The organism is Clostridium sp. M62/1, assembly GCF_020736365.1.
Taxonomy (GTDB): domain Bacteria; phylum Bacillota; class Clostridia; order Lachnospirales; family Lachnospiraceae; genus Otoolea; species Otoolea saccharolyticum_A.
On sequence record NZ_CP085988.1, the window covers coordinates 3,850,016 to 3,864,768 of the forward strand.

A 14,753-nucleotide genomic window follows, 5' to 3' on the forward strand; every position below is an offset into this window, starting at 1 on the left:
TGCATCCCGGTCCTTTTTTATCCGGCCGCCGGAAACCTGAAGGTTCTGACCTGCTCAAAATGATTATTCTCCACATAGCAGACGGCCTGCTCCCTGGCGGAGAAAACGAAAGAAACTCTGGTAGCCCAGGGTCCCTCCTGCCGGACGGCATGGAGGAGAGAAAATGCGTCTGATACCCCAAAGGTATTTCCGTATTGACTCAGAATCCTCCCAGCTCTTTCGTATCGGTCATCACCCGGAACCAGGAAAGGGCGAGTACTTTCCGGGGAGAGCAGGGAATAATTTGTCATGAGAGAATACCTCCCCGTATCTTCCCTGCAGCCGATTCCAGGCTCAATCACCAGCGTGCGCCCTCCTTTGTCGGACAGCACGGCCTGCATAGTCGCGTCCGGTGCATAGACAATCTTCTTTGTCCCGGCGATGGAACAGGCCTCGTCGAATGTGATCTGTGCCCGGATAAACTGCTCCGTCAGATCTGCCACTGTCACACAGCCTTCCCTGTCCTCATAGGTCCCTGCGGGATTTCCATGGACATACAGCAGTGTTCCGGCATTGCCGTTTCGGTGAACACCGTGATAGGCATGCCGCGCTCCGTCAGGGCGCAGAATTCCAATATAGAATCTGTCCTCTTCCTCCATTATCTGATAATCCCAGACAGCGGGATCTATATCAAAATTAAACCCGGTGATCACCTCATCTCCCCGATAGACAAATCTGGTACACATATCCTTCCTCCTCACTGTTTTTCTTTTTATCATACTCTGTCTGCATGCGCAGAACAAGACACGGGACTTTACAGAATGAAACTGTACCAGATCAAAAGTCCCCAAATGAGGAAGCCCGTTCTCATACCTTCCCCGCCGGTGGGAGGCTTGCCGGCGCGGGGCCGCCGGAGCCGTCAAGCTCTCCTGCGGCCGGGTATGTGTGTACTCGGGGAGTGCCCTTATTTTTGAGAGGCGCCGTGTCTTTTGAAAGGGACAAAATCTTTAAATCTTTGCAACAGATCAAAAAGACAGGGGCCCGTCATCGAGGCCCCTGCCGGTTATTTCTGATAAATGATTTTTCGTATGGCATGTACAGACAGACAGTATTTTTCAGCCAGTTCCTCCGCAGAGACCCCATTTCGGTACTCCGCTGTGATACGGCTGTTTCGCTGCTGCAGTTCCTGCCGGTACCCGGATACTTCTCCCCACCGCTTTTGCTGTGTCTGATCGGTTGGAACGTAGATATATCCTTCCTGGATATATCTCTGCAGCTCCCTGACTAACGGTTCTGGCAGAAGCACTCTCGCATTGATATACTTCATGCAGGCTTCCTCCTTGAAATAATCGCCAGGAGGCAAAGCCGGCATCTCATTCTGCGACTATTATATCTCCATGCAAGCGTCGCAGCCTGCCGGCTTTGCATGGAGCCATGCCTCGTTGAGTTTCATCTCCACCCCTTCCTTCCGTCATTCACCTGTTCTGCTGTCATCCTCCGTTCTCTGCTTGGAACGCATTTAATTCCGTTTCAGGAAATTGGAGATCCGCTTGTACAGGATAAAGGTGACAAGGCCGTTGATTCCCGCCTTGATAACATTAAAGCCTATGATAAAGGCCATCAGATCCCATACCACTTCCCTGGTCACACCCATAAACAGAGGTGTGATAATCAGGTTTGCCCCTACCATGACAGCAGCCATGGCCGCTGTGCCCGCCGCCAGCCCGATCACGGCAAAGGTTTTTGTCTTTTTCCTGTGATAGATGGTTCCAGCCGCCACGACAAGTGTTCCCGTAGCGATCAGGTGCATAAGAATCCCGTAGAGTCCGCTTCCTGCGCTGACTGTGACGCCCTGGATCACCGAGGTCACAAGGGTGAGCGCAAGGCCCGCAGCCGGTCCAAAGGTAAAGGTTCCTATTAAAATCGGAATATCAGCCGGATCGTACTCCAGAAACGCAACCGCCGGAAACAGCGGAAAATGGATAAGGTACACAAGCACAATGGAAACTGCCACAAGGGAGCCCATCTTTACAAGGCGCAGAGTCTGATCCCTGCCTGTCTGAGAATAGCGGGTCATCGTTTTGTTCATCTTCAAATTCCTCCTGATAGAAAAGTATGCCTGCAGTTTCCGTTTCTGTGATTGACTCTCCGTTTTCCTCCCGGGCGTCTCCTGATACCTCATATCTGCTCTCTGCTGACACCCTGAAGCACCTTCACACAGGTTATCCTTCACAAAAACAGACCTGCCGGGCCGTCGGCCCTGAATGCTGTGAATATAGAAAAGAATCTGACAGGAAACAAAAAGGTCCTGAAAATAAATTTCAAGACCAGAAAAATACATAACCGTATTTTTGTTTCTTTCATCCGGACTGTACCGTTGGTATGGGGTTCCCACCCATTCTGCCCTCCAAAGGAAAGCTCGCGGACTCGAAGCCAAAGCTCATCACCGCCAGTGAGGAATTTCACCTCGCCCTGAAACAGATTTTTCTACTACATAGTAGCACGTATCAGAAGCCGTGTCAAATATTAATCACCATTCCCCCATCTGCCCTCCCCTTCCATTCCCTCCATCAAAGAAATTCTCGCTTACACCCTCCTCCGCCTGACACTCCCTTCCCCTCCACAAAAGCCCCCTCGCTTACACTCCCTCCCCCGCCCGACACTCCTCCCCCCGCCATAAAAGAAAAACTCAGAAACCGTTCCCTCGGTTTCTGAGTTTTTGCTTTTATGGCCTACTTTTATGCCCTACTTTTATGCCCTATCTTTATAATGATGTGCCTCCTCCAGCATCATATCCTTCACCTTCATGAGCCGGATCTGGGTACTCCTCTCATTCTCATCCAGCTTCATGGTAATATATTTGATATTCCTCTGGGTTTCCGGGATGATGACATGTTCCAGGGCATTTACCCTTCGTCTGGTTTTTTCAATCTCCGCCGCCATAAGCTGGCAGGCTTTCTCGGTCTGTGCAAGCTTCAGCATCTCCGGCAGCACGTCCTGCAGAGACTTTACAGCTCCGTCCAGATCGCTGGACGTAAAGGCGAAGCCGTAGGGATAAATATCATGTTCGCTGGCCGTCCTGGTCTTGTACTCAAACACGGGTATGTCCACGCTCATGATATTCTTTTTCCCGGCTTCCAGATACACCTCCTGCTTCGGCGCCATCAGAGCGGTGTTCAGGGCCTGTTCGCTCATTCCCGCCCTGGCAATGACAAAGTTTAAATTCGCGCTCCGTATTCCGTCCTCCACTTTCTGTCTGAGAGCCATATTTTCCCTGACCAAATCGAGGAACTGGCGCATCAGCTCATCTCGCTTGTCTTTTAAGAGCTTGTGGCCTCTGACAGCTGTGGTCAGCTTTTTTTTGAGCCTTGTAAGCTCCATTCTGGTGGGGTTCACCTGGGCCTGAGCCATGCTTCACACCTCCCCTATTCCTTCCCGTAGTACATATCCAGGAACTTGTCGTCGATTCTCTTCAGCTCGCTTCTCGGAAGGATGGAGAGCAGCTTCCAGCCAATCTTTAAGGTTTCCTCAATGCTCCTGTCTGTCTCATAGCCCTGGGAAACGTACTCCTTCTCAAAGGCGTCGGCAAATTTCGCGTAAATCAGATCCACGTCGGACAAGGCCGCCTCACCCAGAATAACCATCAGCTCCTTGGCCTCCTTGCCCCTTGCGTAGGCTGCAAAGAGCTGGTTCATGGTGTTGGAGTGGTCGGCTCTCGTCTTTCCCTCGCCGATTCCCTTATCCTTCAGACGGGACAGGGACGGAAGCACGTCGATAGGCGGCATAACTCCCTTTCTGTAGAGCTCACGGCTCAGGATGATCTGCCCCTCTGTGATGTAGCCCGTCAGGTCCGGGATCGGATGGGTTTTATCATCCTCGGGCATGGTAAGGATCGGGATCATGGTAATGGAGCCAGTTTTCCCGTTCTGCCGCCCTGCTCTCTCATAGATGGAGGCCAGATCCGTATACATGTATCCCGGATAGCCGCGGCGGCCCGGAACCTCCTTCCTGGCCGCGGAGATCTCTCTCAGGGCATCGGCATAGTTTGTAATATCCGTCAGAATAACCAGCACGTGCATATTTTTTTCAAAGGCCAGGTACTCCGCCGCCGTCAGCGCCATCTTCGGGGTGGCGATTCGCTCTACGGCCGGATCGTTTGCCAGATTGATAAAGAGCACGGTCCGGTCGATGGCTCCCGTCTCCTTAAAGCTCTCCGTAAAGAAGTGGGACTCCTCGAAGGTAATTCCCATGGCTGCAAAGACAACGGCAAACTGCTCATCTGTCCCCCGCACCTTGGCCTGTCTTGCAATCTGGGCCGCCAGGTTTGCGTGGGGAAGGCCGGAAGCCGAGAAGATGGGCAGCTTCTGTCCTCTTACCAGAGTGTTCAGTCCGTCGATGGCAGAAACTCCTGTCTGGATAAACTCCTGGGGGTAGCTTCTGGCAGCCGGGTTCATGGGAAGTCCGTTAATGTCCCTTCTCTCGTCCGGAAGGATCTCAGGCCCTCCGTCGATGGGGCGTCCCAGTCCGTCAAAGACGCGTCCCAGCATGTCCTCAGACACCCCAAGCTCCATGGTCCTTCCCAGAAAACGCACCTTGCTGTTGGAAAGGTTAATTCCTGTGGAGTTCTCAAACAGCTGTACCAGGGCATTGCCCCCGTCGATCTCAAGGACCTTGCAGCGCCTTGTCTCTCCGTTTGCCAGCTCAATCTCTCCCAGCTCGTCGTAGGTCACATTCTCAACGCCCCGCACCAGCATCAGAGGACCTGCAACCTCCTGTATGGTTCTGTATTCCTTTGGCATTAGAAGTCCTCCCTTCTGAGCACGTCGTCAATTTCCTTCCCAAGCTCCTCTTTAACTGCCTCGTATTCCCTCTCAATCTCATCGTCCGTCACGTATTTGAAACGGCCGATCTTCTCCCGCACAGCCATCTTGATTAACCCCTGCACGTTTGCCCCGTTTTCCAGGGCCTTCCTTGACTCATCGTAGAAGGCGAGCACCAGCTTCATCATGAGGAACTGCTTTCTCAGGGACGTATAGGTGTCAATCTCGTGGAAGGAGTTCTGGTGCAGAAAGTCCTCGCGGATGGAGCGGGCCGCTTCCATCTTAAGGCGATCAGAAGGCGACAGCGCATCCATGCCTACCATCTTTACAATCTCCTCCAACTCTGCCTCCTCCTGCAGAAGGCTCATCATGCCCTGACGGCAGGTCATCCATTCCGATGAAACGTGCTCGTTGAACCACTTGCCCATGTTGTCCACATAGAGCGAATAGCTGGTCAGCCAGTTGATAGCCGGGAAATGCCTCTTGTAGGCCAGGGACGAGTCGAGTCCCCAGAATACCTTCACGATGCGCAGCGTCGCCTGGGAAACAGGCTCGGAAATGTCGCCTCCCGGAGGGGAAACGGCTCCGATGGCGGACAGAGCTCCCTCTCTGCCGTCCTTTCCTTTGCAGATCACATGGCCTGCCCTCTCGTAGAACTGAGCCAGACGGCTTCCCAGGTAAGCCGGGTAGCCCTCCTCGCCGGGCATCTCCTCCAGACGGCCTGACATCTCTCTGAGAGCCTCGGCCCAGCGGGAGGTGGAATCGGCCATCAGGGCCACCGAGTAGCCCATGTCCCTGAAATACTCCGCAATGGTAATTCCCGTGTAAATGGAAGCCTCCCTGGCAGCCACAGGCATATCGGAGGTATTGGCGATTAACACCGTCCTCTGCATCAGCGAGTGGCCTGTCTTGGGATCCTTTAACTCCGGAAACTCGTTTAATACATCTGTCATCTCATTTCCGCGCTCGCCGCAGCCGATATAGACCACGATATCGGCCTCCGCCCACTTGGCCAGCTGGTGCTGGATCACGGTCTTGCCGCTTCCAAACGGCCCCGGAACTGCGGCCACGCCGCCCTTGGCGATAGGAAAGAAGGCGTCGATGACCCTCTGGCCTGTCACAAGAGGCATCTCAGGCGGCAGCTTTTTCTGGTAGGGCCGCCCCTGTCTGACGGGCCATCTCTGCATCAGGGTCAGCTCCCTGTCTCCGTTTTCCGTTGATATGACAGCCACTGTCTCCTCCACTGTAAACTCTCCTGACCGGATCTCCTTTACGGTGCCCTTTACGCCGTTTGGAACCATGATCCTGTGTACGACCACAATGGTCTCCTGCACGGTTCCGATAATATCTCCGGCCTCTACCTCATCGCCGGCCTTCACTGTGGGAACGAAATTCCATTTCAGGTCACGCTTTAAGGAGGGAACCTCCACGCCTCTCTTCAGGTTATTGCTCCCTGTTATCTTCATAATATCGTCCAGAGGACGCTGGATTCCGTCGTAAATACTCGTGATGAGTCCCGGTCCCAGCTCAGCGGACAGCGGCATATCCATGGACTCCACCGGCTCCCCCGGCCCCAGTCCCGAGGTCTCCTCGTAAACCTGGATATACGCCTGATCCCCGTGTATCTCAATGATCTCTCCAATCAGCCGCTGGCTGCTGACCCGGACTACGTCGTACATATTTGCATCCCGCATCCCCTCTGCAATGACCAGCGGGCCTGCTACCTTTTTAATCACACCTTTGCTCATTGGAAGGCTTCACCCACCTTTCTTCTAATCTTTTCCCTGTCAGCCCGGCTAAACTGTGCCGAACAATATATCCGAACCCACTGCCTGCTCCACGGAGCTCTTGACTCTCTCGATCCCCTTGCCCGTATTCCCGGAAACACCGGGAATCAGGATGACGGACGGGAGCAGACTCTCCTTAAACTTTTCGATCGCATGGCCGATACCGGCGGCTGCCGCCTCCGTAATATAGATGACGGCGTAATCCCCGGAGGCCAGGCGGTAAAACAGCTCTTCCGCTTCCTCTGCTTCCTTTACGGGAAATGTGTCAAGCCCCAGGGCAGCAAAGCCGTAAATGCTGTCGTAATCTCCGATGACCGCTATCTTATACATACATTTCCCTGATCCTTTCCCTGATGCTCTCATCCGGCAGGCCGTTCAGCTTTCCTGTCAGGATGATCCGCACAGTTTTAATCTCATTTTCCCTGGCAAGCAGGTAGGCCACCAGAGGGCCCGCTGAAAACGGATTGTATTTCTGCGGCTTGATAGACTCTATCAGCTGGTTGTCGCACCACCGCTCAAAGGCTGAGGCTGACTCCTTTAATGCCTCTGCCCCGTCTCTGTAGGACGTTTCCCCCAGGTATTCACAGATAGCAGGAACGCCGGACAGGGCCGCCATGGCCAGCTTCTCCACGTCCAGACTGTCGCAGGGAGCCATAGCCCGGCGCATAAATTCCAGCTCCTTCCCCGTTTTCTGGGAGCGGACGGCAATCTTGATGTCGGCTACCGCCGTCACCGATTCAGCGTAGGCCATAATCACCGGCTCTTTGCTTTTTTTCCCTTCGCTGTAAATGGCCTCCAGAGCCGCCCGGTCCACGATCACGTCGCAGGCCTGCCCGTCTCCTGTATGAAGAAAGGTTTCGCAGGCCTCCCTGGCCGCCTCCCTCATATGTTCCGGGAGAGCGTCAAAGTCCTTTTCCGCCACGATCCGCTCCATTTCCTTTCCGTCTACTGCACAGTCATCATAGTAGACAGAACCGTGAAAACCGGAGTTCACAGCCCCCTTGATGGCGGCCTTCAGATTGTGGTAGAGACTCTGGTAGGTCAGAACCGAAAGAATCTGATCCTCCCCTCTCAGAAGCTCCTTTACCGTTTTCTGGGCCTTTTCCCGCTCAGCTTCCAGAATCTCCTCCGCCGTCTGGGAGGGATTTCCGTTCCCCCATCCCTTCTCAGCCAGGAAGGCCAGGCAGCCCTCATAGGTTTTCACAGCCATCAGCTGTTCTATGACAGAGGCGGAAAAGAGCGTCATTTCCATGGCGCGGATGCGCGCAACTGCATATGTGTAATTTTTGTCAGACATTCGCTGTCCTCCTTCAATGCCCTTTCAATGCTCTCACGCCCCGGCTTTCCCTCGCAGCGTCAGCCGGGACTGTCATGTTCTGTCATGTTCAGAGTTCTGCCTGTCACCGACTCTCTTTCTGCGCCTTTCCAAACAGCAATCCGGAAACCTGGTCAGAAAGCTCATCCCTCCTGGCTGCAAACAGTGCCTCAAAGGAGCAGTTCTCCTCCACCCCTCCGTAGACCAGCACAAAGCCGCCGCTGATGGAAACCGGGTGTTGGGAAAGTTTTATAGTTCCGCCCTTTTTCCCTGCTGCCTTTTGAAGCGTGTCCTCAAAGTCCTTTGGCAGACGCCCTAAATCCTTTTCGGAAAAGCAGATCTCCCCTTCTCCTGAAAGCAGAAAGCACTCCGCCATTTTTTCTATCAGTGCAAAATATTCTCTGTCCTCCATATTCAGAAGAGTTTCACGGGCCTTTTCGATAAGGCCGCTTATCATCTCCTGTTTCGCAGCGAGAAGCATCTGGCGTTTTTTCAGTGCGGCCGAGGACTCTGCCCTGGCTCGTCTGTTCTTCTGTTCAAGCTGCAAACTCTCGTCCGCCTCTTCTCTCATTTTTTCAAGGCTGTCCCTCGTCTCCCGAAGGATTTCCTCTGCCTCAGCCTCTGCTGCGGCCCGGATTTCCCCGGCCTGCCGCCCGGCATCCTCAAGGATCCGGTTCGTTATTTTTTCCAGTCCCGTCATACTGCCTCTCCCTCCATGTCCGGCCAAACTGCGTGTTTTTGTTTACCCTATTACATTACAGCGCGCTGACTGCCAGAATGGATACGAGGAGTGCCAGGATGGCGTAGGTCTCAACCATGGCCGGAAACAGCATGGCCTTTCCAAACTGCTCCGGTTTCTTTGCGACAATGCCGATGGAGGCCACAGCTGTCTTGCCCTGGTGAATGGCAGAGATCAGTCCCACGATGCCGATTGGAAGGCAGGCCAGGAAGTAGAGAAGTCCCTGAGCCAGAGACATATCCATGTCCGCTCCGCCGCCTAACAGTCCGATGCCGGAGAGTACCAGGAAGCCTACCAAAAGTCCATAGATACCCTGCGTTCCAGGAAGAAGCTGTAAGATAAGTACCTTGGCAAACTTGGACGGGTCCTCCGTCACAACGCCTGCAGCAGCCTGTCCTGCCATGCCTACGCCGATGGCGGAGCCGATGCCCGCAAGTCCTACCGCTACCGCTGCGCCCAACAATGCAAATACAATACCCATACTGCTCATAATTAATCCTCCTTAATATCTACATATTTCGTAGTTCTGCGAAACGGCTCGAACATGCGGCCTCCGCCCTCATAAAATTTTCCGAAAAATTCCACATACTGCAGACGGCAGGTGTGTACATAGGCTCCCAGAAGGTTGATCGCCAGATTGAACACATGCCCTACCAGGAACACCAGGATAAACACCACTGCCCCCAGGATTCCGTCTCCCGCCATGCTCCCCATCTGGTTGATAACCGAGGCGATAACTCCTGTTGCAAGTCCCAGTGCCAGAAGTCTTGAGTAGGACAGCACGTCTGACAGCCATCCTGTAATGTTGTAGAGATCGTAGGCACCCAGTGCAAGTCTGAGAGCCGGATTCCTGCTGCTTCGCCCCGACATGAGAAGGATTCCCAAGGCTCCGAAAGCGGCAAGCACCTTTGCCAGCATATTCACAGGCTCCGGGAACACGATGTTCATCTGCGCCATGGATGCGAACAGTTCAGATGGAATCAGAATCAGGATCAGCCCGATTAGCAGGCAGTACCACAGCACCACATCGCAGAAAAAGTCGAGAACCTTTTTATCGCGAAGGAGCATGTACCCCTTGATTCCAAGTCCCAGGAACAGATGAAGCACGCCGAACAGCATGGACATCACCAGCATTTTCATGGGATCGTTTAAAGGCACGAACCAGACTGCCGGAATCGTTATCTCGCGTCCAAAAAAGGTTCTGGATACCACGTCTACTGCATCTCCGAAATAGCCTCCGAACATGACGCCCCAGAACAGGGTGGAAATTCCGCAGTACATAAAGAGCCGGACAGATTTTCTCAGCCCGCTGTCCATCCGCGGAAATTTCTTTAATGCTGCAAAGCAGGCGATAAATACGATCAGCCCATAGGCTGCATCTGAAAGCATCAGTCCGAAAAAGAAAATATAGCAGAGGGACATCACCGATGTGGGATCGATCTCCCCCTTAGCAGGAAGCCCGAAGGAGGCAGTCACTCCCTCTGCCGACTCTGCCAGCGTACCGTTTTTTAAGAGAACCGGGGCCTCCTCGTCCTCGGGGATCTCCTGTGTCTGTACAAAAATCTCAAAGCGGCTGTTCAGCCTGTCTGCCAGCCTTTCTGCCTCCCTCTCCGGCACATAGCCCGTAATCAGGATCGTCTGTTTCGACTGAAGCATCTCCCCCAGTGCCCTGTATTTTTCTGCGCGCACTCTGTAAAAATCCGAGAGCATCTTTAAATTATCTCTGCTTGTGCTGTAGGCTTTTAGCTTTCCTGCCGTGGCCCTGATGTTCTCGTCCAGCTTTTTAATCTCATCTTCCAGCTCCTCCCTGTACACAGCGGGAATCTCATCCACTGCCTGGGCCGGCCGGGCGAAACCTATGGCCCGAAGGGCCTCCTCCACCTGAGCGGCCTCTTCCTTCAGACACAGAACTGCTATGCAGGTCTGATCTCTGTCTCTTCCTACGATTTCCACATGGACATCTGTCTCGGGAGCTCTCTGCGCCAGCTTCTCACAGAGCAGGTCCAGAGTCAGCTCTCCTCCCACCGCGCCTATAAACAGGGCTGTCCGCTCTGTGCCGGCTGCTTTCATGGAAACGTCTAGGCCCAGCCAAGGGACGAGGGTTTCCTTCTGTGCCTGCAGCTTGGCGATAGAGGCCTTGTCCTCAGCAATCTGACGGCTGTAGTCCAGAATCTGCTTCGCATCCCCAAGCACCTTGTCATGGCTCTCACTGAGCGTCTGGAAGGCCTCTCCCGACGCCTGCTTCTTTCCCTCGAGAGCTGAAAAGATCGAGGTCTGCTCCGGGACATACTGTCCCAGCGCTTCCAGAGCCTGTTCCGCAGTGAGCGCATTTCTCTCGCATGACTGACGCTCTGAAATCGTGTCAGGCCGCTTAAAAACACTGTCCTCCTCTGTTTCTGTCCTCAACAGCTCCACCACTCCGGCTCCCTGCAGGAGCTCTAAAACGGGTTTCCGATCTTTTAAAAGTGCGCAGATGGTTATTTTCCTCATCTGCAGAACTGCCATGTAAACATCCCTCCTGTCTTTACAAGACCATCCTTCTGCTTGAACTGTCTCTCACTTTCCAGGCCCCAGACCTGTGTCTGACTCTCAAATGAAGCATGGGTTAAACGGTGTCTGTCTGTTCCTGACCGGCAGCTCTTATACCAGCCTTTCTATGATAAGTTTCACTGCCTCAGGGGTTTTCTCTGCCGCCTTATCCTTCATGGCAGCCGCCTCTTCTCCGGCCTCCCTTTCGGCTTCCCTCATCAGCTCCTCAGCCTCCCTGGCGTAATCCAGTTCTGACCTGGAATTCCTTGCAGAAACCTCCTGCTTGAATTTCTCTCTTTCAGCCTCCGCCTCGCTTCTCGCATTGCTTACAAGCTGCCGCCCCTCCTCAGAAGCCCTTCTGATCATTTCCTCCGCCTCGGCCTCTGCTTTTTTTACAGCTTCTATTGTCTCCTGCACCATCTAATCACCACCTGTTCTCCTGCAAAGCACGGCTTCTGCCTGACCCTGGCGCCTCCGGCGCCGTTTTAATAGCTCCGTCTTCATGCAAAATGCCTCTCACAGCCAAAAGAAAGCTTCCCTTCCCGCTCTCTAGCCGTTCTCACTTTAGTATAATGCGGCCTCCTTCTCTTCATTCATAAAATACAGATTCATAAAATACAGATTCTTTAAATAAAATCAACCATTAGCATTTCGCACATTTGAATCAATTATACAACAATTTGTTTTGTTTGTCTATTATCAGGTAATGCTTCTTTTCATTTCTATTTTATTGTACAAAAATATTTTTCTTGGAATAATATATTAAAAACAGACAGGATAATACCATTTCCGCACAGGAGTCTCTCAGGTTTTCCGGGCTCTGCCATGAAAGGCGCAGAAAATTATATGCCTGAGGGACAGCTAATAATAGAGAAATCTGGTGATATAACAGATGAAACTAAGAAACCAAAAGAGGAGAGCGCACCTTCTCAGCATTCTCTCCTCTTTTTCACGAATCTATATTTTCTTTCTGTCCCTCTGGAGCTGGAGGCCATTCATAAACTGAAGCTCATGGGCCTCCCTCCCTGTCCTCTTAGCTTCCCGCTTCTCTGCCCCCTACAGCTTATTCCCATTCCTCCCAAACTTTCTTTTTCTGAACGGGAAAAACGGAAGCTTCGTAGCAGCAGCCTCCAGGCGGCTCTGGTTATCCCTCTGGTAGATGCGGATAATCTCATCGAGCCGTTTAAACCGTTCCTCCTCCTTCTCATCAGCCACCCGCATCAGGTAGTCCATCTCCTTTAAGAGCTTCTCATGGACCATATAGGCGATGTCCTGGCTCAGTTTTTCGCAGTTTTCCTCCACCGCGCGGCCGATGATGTGGTTCATGAGCCGCTGGAACTGCTCCATCTTTCCATTTTCCAGAATCTCCTCAAGTCCCACCTGGGGCTCCTGCCGGTTTATGCCGGTTTCTGCTGCCAGCGTCACCTCTCCCTCGCCGTCTTTCTGGAGAGCCTGTCCATCCTGTCCGCCTGCAGCCGGAATCTCCTGCCCCTGTTTCCTGTACTCAGCCTGCCCGTCCATTGCAGCCTGTCCCCCTTCTTCCTGAATTTCTCCGCCCTGTGAAGCCCCCGCTTCCCTGAGCGCCGCCAGCACATCCTCCTCCAGCACTTCATTTGGAATGATCACCTTGCCGTCCGACTCCAGCGACTTAGCGAGAGCCGTCTTAATCGCCTTGAGCTGGTACCCCTTGTCCTTGAGCATTTTCACCTGCTTAAACAGACGGATATGAAACTCTGTATAAAAACGATGTCCCATCTCATTTCTGGGTATCTTAAGCTCCAGCTCATCCTCCCAGTATCTCAGCACATGCGCTTCCACATCCACCTTCCTGGAAGCGTCTGATATCAGATAATGTACCTCAGCCATGATTCAATCCTCTCCTTTGGTTCACAATATTTCGTAGCTTACTTATACTATATGCAAACCAAATTCCAATTATGTCAAAATAACCCTCAAAAATAACAGAATCTCCCTCGAAAAGCCTTATCCACAGTTCAGAAAAAATCTCACCCCTCCATCCACATCCCGCCTCCCCTTATCCCCCTCCTTTCCCCTGTAATTTCCTTCCTCCAGCAAAAAAACCAGTTTATTCGTAAACTTCACTCCAGCAAAAAAGCTAGTTCTTTCATAACTTCACTCCAACAAAAAAGCCAGTTTTTTCATTAACTTCACTCCAGCAAAAAAGCCAGTTTTTTCGTGACTTCGCTGGAACGAAAAAACTGGCTTTTTTGCCACCCCACCCTCTCTACCTCTCCTTCGCCAGATTCTCAAATTTCGTGAGCTCCGGTCTCCAGAGAAGATTCACGGTTCCGATGGGACCGTTTCTCTGCTTGGCAATGATTACCTCTGCAATATTCGGATTTTCTGTATCTTTGTGGTAATAGTCGTCCCTGTAGAGGAACATAACCATGTCCGCGTCCTGCTCGATGGCTCCCGACTCTCGAAGGTCAGACAGCATGGGCCTGTGATCCGGCCTCGTCTCGCAGGCGCGGGAGAGCTGGGACAGAGCGATGACCGGCGCATTCAGCTCCCTGGCAAGAGCCTTCAGGGAACGGGAAATCTCCGAGATCTCCTGCTGCCTGTTTTCCCCTCCCTTCCCGCTTCCGCTCATAAGCTGAAGGTAGTCGATAATTACGATGGACAGTCCGTGCTCCAGCTTCATTTTCCGGCACTTGGAGCGCAGCTCCATAATGGAAATTCCAGGCGTGTCGTCTATAATCAGCCTGGAGTTTCCGATCACGCCGATTCCCTCCACAACGGCATCCCAGTCTGAGTCGGACAGGGTTCCCGTCCTCAGCTTCTGGGAATCCACCCTGGACTCCATGGAGAGCATTCGGTTCACCAGCTGCTCCTTGGACATCTCCAGACTGAACACCATGCAGGGAAGATTTTTTCTCACTGCAATGTGATCCACCACATTCAGCACAAAGGCTGTCTTTCCCATGGACGGCCTGGCGGCGATCAGGATAAAATCGGAGGGCTGAAAGCCCGAGGTCCTGTAGTCCAGATCATGAAACCCGCTGGGAATCCCCGTGACCGAGCCCTGGTTTTTCGAGGCTGCCTCAATCTTTTCCAGCACGTTTAAGGCCACCTGGCGGATAGGCACGAAATCCCCGCTTCCCTTGCTCTGAAGCAGATCGAATACCGCCTTCTCCGTGTGAGCCAGAATATCATCCAGCTTGTCCTTCCCCGCATAGCAGGTATTGGCAATCTCCTCGTTTATTTTGATCAGTCTTCTCAGCACTGCCTTCTCACGCACAATATTGGCGTAGGACTTCACATTGACCGAGGTGGGGACTGTCGTCATAATATCTCTGACAAAATCCAGGCTGCTGATCTCCGGGGGAACATCCTTCTCCTTCAGGCGGTCCTGGAGCGTCACCAGATCCACCGGCTTTCCCTCGTTAAACAGCTCCACCATGGCCTCAAACATCACGCCATACTGATGCTGGTAAAAATCGGCGCCTGTGACAATCTCAGACGCCGAAATAATCGCTTCGCGGTCCATCAGCATGGAGCCGATGACGGACTGCTCCGCCTCTGTACTGTGAGGAAGCACGCGCTTAATCAGCGCTTCATCCATC

At 52.9% G+C, this 14,753-nt stretch carries 14 protein-coding genes and 1 riboswitch; all 14 genes read right to left on the minus strand.

The genetic code is table 11. The features are described from left to right. Positions 1–17: 17 nt before the first annotated feature. Positions 18–725, minus strand: coding sequence for a hypothetical protein (locus LK436_RS17865; protein WP_021966747.1), 708 nt, complete (start codon positions 723–725; stop codon positions 18–20). Positions 726–1,042: 317 nt separating this feature from the next. Then, positions 1,043–1,306: a CD3324 family protein gene (locus LK436_RS17870; RefSeq protein ID WP_147594819.1), complete on the minus strand. Its 264-nt coding sequence runs from the start codon at positions 1,304–1,306 to the stop codon at positions 1,043–1,045. A 192-nt stretch (positions 1,307–1,498) separates the two neighbouring features. Then, positions 1,499–2,068 (minus strand): ECF transporter S component, encoded by a 570-nt coding sequence (locus LK436_RS17875; protein ID WP_083794789.1) that lies wholly within the window; start codon positions 2,066–2,068, stop codon positions 1,499–1,501. Positions 2,069–2,327: 259 nt separating this feature from the next. Then, a riboswitch (FMN riboswitch) is annotated at positions 2,328–2,463 on the minus strand. Positions 2,464–2,730: 267 nt separating this feature from the next. Beyond that, the gene (locus tag LK436_RS17880) at positions 2,731–3,390 is read right to left on the minus strand and encodes a V-type ATP synthase subunit D (RefSeq protein ID WP_008399071.1); all 660 of its coding nucleotides are present in this window, start codon (positions 3,388–3,390) and stop codon (positions 2,731–2,733) included. Between the two features lie 14 nt (positions 3,391–3,404). Next, entirely contained in the window at positions 3,405–4,778 is a 1,374-nt protein-coding gene (locus LK436_RS17885; RefSeq protein WP_008399070.1) for a V-type ATP synthase subunit B, read from the minus strand. Then, on the minus strand, positions 4,778–6,547 hold the full coding sequence (locus LK436_RS17890; RefSeq protein WP_008399069.1) for a V-type ATP synthase subunit A: 1,770 nt from the start codon (positions 6,545–6,547) through the stop codon (positions 4,778–4,780). The genes LK436_RS17885 and LK436_RS17890 overlap by 1 nt, the downstream gene beginning before the upstream one ends. A gap of 48 nt (positions 6,548–6,595) precedes the next feature. Beyond that, positions 6,596–6,916 carry a V-type ATP synthase subunit F gene (locus LK436_RS17895; protein WP_008399068.1) on the minus strand — a complete coding sequence of 107 codons (321 nt, stop codon included), beginning with the start codon at positions 6,914–6,916 and terminating at the stop codon, positions 6,596–6,598. Further along, positions 6,909–7,883: a V0D/AC39 family V-type ATPase subunit gene (locus tag LK436_RS17900; RefSeq protein WP_008399067.1), complete on the minus strand. Its 975-nt coding sequence runs from the start codon at positions 7,881–7,883 to the stop codon at positions 6,909–6,911. The genes LK436_RS17895 and LK436_RS17900 overlap by 8 nt, the downstream gene beginning before the upstream one ends. 103 nt (positions 7,884–7,986) lie before the next feature. Further along, entirely contained in the window at positions 7,987–8,601 is a 615-nt protein-coding gene (locus tag LK436_RS17905; RefSeq protein WP_008399066.1) for a V-type ATP synthase subunit E, read from the minus strand. Between the two features lie 55 nt (positions 8,602–8,656). Beyond that, entirely contained in the window at positions 8,657–9,130 is a 474-nt protein-coding gene (locus LK436_RS17910; protein WP_008399065.1) for a V-type ATP synthase subunit K, read from the minus strand. 2 nt (positions 9,131–9,132) lie between these two features. Further along, positions 9,133–11,145 (minus strand): V-type ATP synthase subunit I, encoded by a 2,013-nt coding sequence (locus LK436_RS17915; RefSeq protein WP_008399064.1) that lies wholly within the window; start codon positions 11,143–11,145, stop codon positions 9,133–9,135. 135 nt (positions 11,146–11,280) lie between these two features. Beyond that, positions 11,281–11,589, minus strand: coding sequence for a H+-transporting two-sector ATPase subunit H.a (locus tag LK436_RS17920; protein ID WP_008399062.1), 309 nt, complete (start codon positions 11,587–11,589; stop codon positions 11,281–11,283). Positions 11,590–12,225: 636 nt separating this feature from the next. Further along, positions 12,226–13,035 carry a helix-turn-helix domain-containing protein gene (locus LK436_RS17925; protein WP_008399061.1) on the minus strand — a complete coding sequence of 270 codons (810 nt, stop codon included), beginning with the start codon at positions 13,033–13,035 and terminating at the stop codon, positions 12,226–12,228. Positions 13,036–13,414: 379 nt separating this feature from the next. Then, entirely contained in the window at positions 13,415–14,752 is a 1,338-nt protein-coding gene (gene dnaB / locus LK436_RS17930) for a replicative DNA helicase (RefSeq protein ID WP_008399057.1), read from the minus strand. Position 14,753 lies beyond the last annotated feature (1 nt).

Coding starts and splice junctions, on each gene's coding strand:
- LK436_RS17880 (WP_008399071.1), bottom strand. CDS start 3,390: ATGGCTCAGGCCCAGGTGAACCCCACCAGAATGGAGCTTACAAGGCTC.
- LK436_RS17910 (WP_008399065.1), bottom strand. CDS start 9,130: ATGAGCAGTATGGGTATTGTATTTGCATTGTTGGGCGCAGCGGTAGCG.
- LK436_RS17875 (WP_083794789.1), bottom strand. CDS start 2,068: ATGAACAAAACGATGACCCGCTATTCTCAGACAGGCAGGGATCAGACT.
- LK436_RS17885 (WP_008399070.1), bottom strand. CDS start 4,778: ATGCCAAAGGAATACAGAACCATACAGGAGGTTGCAGGTCCTCTGATG.
- LK436_RS17920 (WP_008399062.1), bottom strand. CDS start 11,589: ATGGTGCAGGAGACAATAGAAGCTGTAAAAAAAGCAGAGGCCGAGGCG.
- LK436_RS17915 (WP_008399064.1), bottom strand. CDS start 11,145: ATGGCAGTTCTGCAGATGAGGAAAATAACCATCTGCGCACTTTTAAAA.
- LK436_RS17925 (WP_008399061.1), bottom strand. CDS start 13,035: ATGGCTGAGGTACATTATCTGATATCAGACGCTTCCAGGAAGGTGGAT.
- LK436_RS17870 (WP_147594819.1), bottom strand. CDS start 1,306: ATGAAGTATATCAATGCGAGAGTGCTTCTGCCAGAACCGTTAGTCAGG.
- LK436_RS17905 (WP_008399066.1), bottom strand. CDS start 8,601: ATGACGGGACTGGAAAAAATAACGAACCGGATCCTTGAGGATGCCGGG.
- dnaB (WP_008399057.1), bottom strand. CDS start 14,752: ATGGATGAAGCGCTGATTAAGCGCGTGCTTCCTCACAGTACAGAGGCG.
- LK436_RS17865 (WP_021966747.1), bottom strand. CDS start 725: ATGTGTACCAGATTTGTCTATCGGGGAGATGAGGTGATCACCGGGTTT.
- LK436_RS17890 (WP_008399069.1), bottom strand. CDS start 6,547: ATGAGCAAAGGTGTGATTAAAAAGGTAGCAGGCCCGCTGGTCATTGCA.
- LK436_RS17895 (WP_008399068.1), bottom strand. CDS start 6,916: ATGTATAAGATAGCGGTCATCGGAGATTACGACAGCATTTACGGCTTT.
- LK436_RS17900 (WP_008399067.1), bottom strand. CDS start 7,883: ATGTCTGACAAAAATTACACATATGCAGTTGCGCGCATCCGCGCCATG.